This is a genomic window from Mesorhizobium sp. M7A.F.Ca.CA.002.05.1.1 (assembly GCF_003998335.1).
In the GTDB taxonomy this organism is placed as follows: Bacteria; Pseudomonadota; Alphaproteobacteria; order Rhizobiales; family Rhizobiaceae; genus Mesorhizobium.
This window is the reverse complement of record NZ_RZQI01000443.1, coordinates 1-4,852: the sequence shown is the minus strand read 5'-3', so window position 1 is coordinate 4,852 and position 4,852 is coordinate 1. Positions and strand designations below refer to the sequence as shown.

Sequence of the window (4,852 nt, the reverse complement as noted above, 5' to 3'; positions counted from 1 at the left end):
ATGCTCTACGGCTCCTTCGTCAGCCCCGCCTTCTTCACATCAGGCAATTTGCTCAACGTCCTGACCTCGATGTCCATCGTCGGCATCGTCGTCGTCGGCATGACCTTCGTGCTCGTGGTCGGCGGCCTGGCCGACCTCTCGGTGCCGGCCACCATCGCCTGCGGCGCCATCCTGTCGCTCGGGCTGCAGCCGATGATCGGGCCGCTGCCCGCCTTCGTCCTGGCCGTCGGCCTTGCCGGCCTCATAGGCCTGCTCAACGGCGTCCTGGTCGGCTATGTCGGCATCAACCCCATCATTGCCACGCTCGGCATTGGCACGATCGGACTGGGCATCGTCCAGGCGGCTGTCGGCGGGGTCATCGTCTATGGCAGCAATCCCGCCTCCGCCGAGTTCGCCAAGGGCCGGCTGTTCGGCATTCCAGTCGTGGTGCTGATCTTCCTGGTCATTGCTCTTGTCGGCCATTTCGTGCTGTCCCGCTCCTTCTGGGGCAGATGGACGCTTGCCACCGGCGGCAATTACAGCGCCGCCGAGGCAAGTGCGGTTCCGGTGCAGGCCGTGAAGGCTGGCGCCTTCGTGATCACAGCACTCGCTTCCGGCATCAGCGGCGGCCTGCTCGGGCTGACGCTGCAGAGCGCGCGGCCGCTCATCGGCGGCGGCTACGAATTCAGTGCCATCACGGCGGTGGTGGTCGGCGGCGTGTCGATCGTCGGCGGCTTCGGATCGGTGCCACGGGCCATCGCCGGCCTCATCTTCGTGCAACTGTTGACCAACGTCATGGTGCTCGACGGTGTGCGCACGCCGATACAGGGTTTCGTGCTCGGCATCCTGATCGTCGGTGCCGTTGGCATGGATGCGGCGCTGCGCAAGCGGGGCGTGTCGTGATGCGTTTTCTTTCGCTTGTCTCGCAGTATCGCGTCGTCGTCATTCTCGGCCTGACGCTTGTCATTTCCGCGCTGGTGGTCCCCGGCTACCTCTCGGCATCGACCCTCGGCCTCGGCCTCGACCGGGCGGCGACAATCGGCCTGATCGCGATCGGCCTGACGGTGCTTTTGATATCGGGCCAGATCGACCTCTCCGGTGGCGCGGTGTTTGCCCTGGCCGGCATCGTATCGGTCATCCTGCAGCGAGAGATCGGCATTCTCCCTGCGGCGATCGTCGGCATCCTGGTCGGTACCTTGGCAGGCGCCGTCAACGGCATGCTGGTCGTCGGCCTGAAGGTGAATTCGCTCGTGCTGACGCTCGCGACGATGTTGATTTTCCGCTCGCTCTCCCACTGGATCACCAACAGCCAGCCGGTGACCGGAACCGACATCATGCTCTCCCTGGCGCTGGCCAAGATCTATCTCGATGTCTTCACCCTCCGCAGCGCGCTGTTCATCGCCCTGATCGTGCTGCTGCATTTCTGGCTGACGCGCACCATACCCGGGCGCAACGTCTTTGCGGTGGGGTCCAACCCGGCGGCTGCCAAGGAAAGCGGTATCGCCTCGGACCGTATCGTCTTTCTCGGCTTTGTCTTTGCCGGCACGCTTGCCGGCCTGGCGGGGGTTCTCCAGAGCCTCGTCACCAACACCGGCTCGCCTGTCTTCGGCTCGGAACTGACGGTCGCCGTCATTGCCGCGGTCGTTGTCGGCGGGACTCGTCTCGAAGGCGGCAGGGGATCCGCGCTCGGCACGCTCGGCGGCGTGCTGACAATCGGCTCGCTGACCATCGCGATGGAGTTCCAGTCCGTTCCCGCATACGTCCAGCAGGTCGTGTCCGGGCTTATCCTGATCCTGCTCGTCGTGCTCGATCGGGCCGTTACCACCAAGGGGAGGGCTCCGGGCACGCGCCCGGCGCTCGTTCGCGACAATCCAATCACTCAAGGAGGAACCACATGATCGGGAGGAAACACATGATTGGCAAGAAAAGCATGCTTCACGTCGCCGCCGTGGCGGCTGTGCTGGCATCGACGGGCTGGGCCAGTGCCAAGACGGTTTGCTACGTGACGGCAGCGGATTCGCATGCCTACGCGACGCCGGCCAACAAGGCGCTTCAGGCGCGCGCCGCGGAACTCGGCATCGAGATCCTGAGCCTCAGCCAGGATTTTGATGTCCAGAAAGGCACCGAGCAGCTCAACACCTGCGTTGCGCGCAAGGTCGACGGCATCATCCTGTGGCCGCTCGACCCGCAGGCATACATACCGGGGCTGGCGCGCGCGCAGCAGGCGAACATTCCGGCGATCCTCATCAATTCGCCGATGAGCGACGATGCCAAGCCGTTCATCAAGTCGTTCACCGGGCCTGACGTCTACGAGGAAGGCAAGCTGGCGGCGGACTCGCTGAGCAAGGCGCTCGGCGGCAAGGGCTCCGTCGTCATCATCGCCGGCCAGGCCGGCAACGGCACCACGATCGGACGCGTCAGCGGCTTCACCGACCGTCTCAAGGAAACCAATGCAGACATCAAGGTGCTCGACACGGTCAACGCCGACTTCGACCAGCAAAAGGCGCTGGTGGTCAGCCGCGATCTGATCACACGCTTCGGCGACCAGATCAGCGGCGTCTACGCCAATGACGACACGATGGCCCGCGGCTTCATCGATGCCTGGAAGGAGGCCAACCCCTCCAAGGCCGCACCGCCGATCGTCGGCATCAATGGCCAGAAGGATGCGTTCGAATCGATCCGCACCAATGAAATGTACTCGACCATCGTCCAGTCGCCCGTCGAGGATGGCCGCCTGGCGATCAACACGATGGCCGAGATCATCGACGGCAAGCAGGTCAAGGACCGGCTGCCCATCCCGCTGACCGTCGTCACCAAGGACAACGTCAACGCGGTCGAACCAGCGTTCTGATACAAGGAGGCCGGCCCGGTGTATTCGGGCCGGCCTCCTTTTCTTGCCAGAGAGAGAAATTCTAATAGCGGCGGCAGAATTGGAATAAACTAACTCTACAGAGTTTGTGGAATAAGCAATCTGCACTGGCGATCTGGTTTCCACCCGGACAGGACCACGCCATGCCCACTCTTTCGCATCAGCTACTCACCAAAGCAGGCATATCCGGCCGCCTTCGTCAGGCAGCGGGAGAGAGGCCATGAGCCGGGTCGTGCCGGACCGCATCAAGGTGCTCTGGTTTCTGCCGACGCATGGCGACAGTCGTTATCTTGGCACGGCCGAGGGCGGCAGATCGGTCGATCTGCCGTATCTGACGCAAGTGGCGAAGGCGGCCGACACGCTCGGCTACTATGGCGTGCTGTTGCCGACCGGCCGCTCGTGCGAGGATTCCTGGGTGATCGCATCGGCTCTCGTGCCGATGACCGAACGCTTGCGTTTCCTTGTCGCCGTGCGCCCCGGTTTGCAGTCGCCGACGCTCGCCGCGCGCATGACTGCGACGCTGGATCGCATCTCCAATGGCCGCCTGCTGATCAACGTCGTCACCGGCGGCGATCCGCTGGAGAACAAGGGCGACGGCATTTTCCTGTCGCATGCCGAGCGCTACGAGGTGACGCAGGAATTCCTTCGGATCTACAAGCGGGTGCTGAGCGGCGAGACGGTCGAGCATGAGGGCAAGCATTTCCGCATCGAGGATGGAAGGCTGCTGTTTCCGCCGGTGCAGACACCCTATCCCCCGCTCTACTTCGGCGGCTCGTCCGATGCCGGGTCGACTGTGGCAGCGCAGGAGATCGACAAATATTTGACCTGGGGCGAGCCGCCAGCCGATGTCGAGCGCAAGCTGGACGGCATGCGTGAACTGGCGCAGAAGGCTGGCCGCAAGCTCTCCTTCGGCATTAGGCTGCATGTCATCGTCCGCGAAACCACCGAGGAGGCTTGGGCCGCGGCCGACAGGCTGATCAGCCGGCTCGACGATGCGACGATCGCCTCGGCGCAGAAGGTCTTTGCCCGCATGGATTCGGTCGGCCAGGCGCGGATGAGCGCATTGCATGGCGGCAATCGCGCCAAGCTCGAGATCGCGCCCAATCTGTGGGCCGGCGTCGGCCTGGTGCGCGGCGGCGCAGGGACCGCACTTGTCGGCGATCCCGACACGATCGCCGAGCGCATCGACGAGTACCGGCGCCTCGGTATCGATACCTTCATCCTTTCCGGCTATCCGCATCTCGAAGAAGCCTATCGCTTCGGCGAGCTGGTGCTGCCGAAACTGCCGACCGACCATCTGGTCAAGGCAGCCGGCTCTTCCGTAAACACCGGTCCGTTCGGCGAAACCATCGCCGGCGACCACCGGCCGAAGTCGCTCGCCAGCGCCTCGTGAACTTGCTTCCTGCGTCCTCGCGGTTGCGCGTCGCCATTATCGGCGGCGGCTTTTCCGGCGCCGCGGTGGCGTGGCACCTGGCGCAAATGCCTCGACCGGAGCGCATTTCCATTTCCGTGATCGAGCCACGACCGGTTCTTGGCGGTGGCCTTGCCTATTCCAGCGAGGAACCGTCTCATCGGGTTAATGTTCCCGCGATCAGGATGAGCATGGCTCCCGACGACCCGCAGCATTTTGCACGCTGGTTGACTGGCAGCGGAGAACTCGAACACGACCCGGACGCCATCTGGAAGAACGGCGACGCTTTTCCGCGCCGGCGTGTGTTCGGTCGCTACGTCGCCGAGCATCTGGCGCCGTATCTCGGTTCCGGCCTTGTCCGTCATGCCGAAGGTCTCGCCATACGCGTGACGCGCGATGCCAGTGGCGCGGGCTGGACCGTGCATACGTCCAGTGGGTTGGTCGCTGCCGATATCGTCGTCCTGGCAGCGACGCACCCACAGCCCGCGATTCCAGCCGCGCTGATCCATCTGACGGAAGCACCGGGTTTCATCGCCGACCCGTACGCACCAGCGGCGCTTGCCGGGATTGGTCCGGAGGCGTCGGTGCTGATC

At 64.2% G+C, this 4,852-nt stretch carries 5 protein-coding genes; all 5 read left to right on the top strand.

Translation table 11 applies throughout. The features are described 5' to 3' along the window. A partial coding sequence (locus tag EN939_RS21040) for an ABC transporter permease (protein WP_164751120.1) occupies nt 1-882 on the top strand: 882 nt, incomplete at its 5' end. Then, on the top strand, nt 882-1,877 hold the full coding sequence (locus tag EN939_RS21035) for an ABC transporter permease (protein ID WP_127269515.1): 996 nt from the start codon (nt 882-884) through the stop codon (nt 1,875-1,877). The genes EN939_RS21040 and EN939_RS21035, both read left to right, overlap by 1 nt. 14 nt (nt 1,878-1,891) lie before the next feature. Next, on the top strand, nt 1,892-2,830 hold the full coding sequence (locus EN939_RS21030; RefSeq protein WP_127269514.1) for a sugar ABC transporter substrate-binding protein: 939 nt from the start codon (nt 1,892-1,894) through the stop codon (nt 2,828-2,830). A 238-nt stretch (nt 2,831-3,068) separates the two neighbouring features. Beyond that, entirely contained in the window at nt 3,069-4,241 is a 1,173-nt protein-coding gene (ssuD, locus tag EN939_RS21025) for an FMNH2-dependent alkanesulfonate monooxygenase (protein WP_127269513.1), read from the top strand. Next, nucleotides 4,238-4,852 (top strand): FAD/NAD(P)-binding protein (locus tag EN939_RS21020; RefSeq protein ID WP_127269512.1); only part of this gene is annotated, 615 nt, incomplete at its 3' end. The genes ssuD and EN939_RS21020, both read left to right, overlap by 4 nt.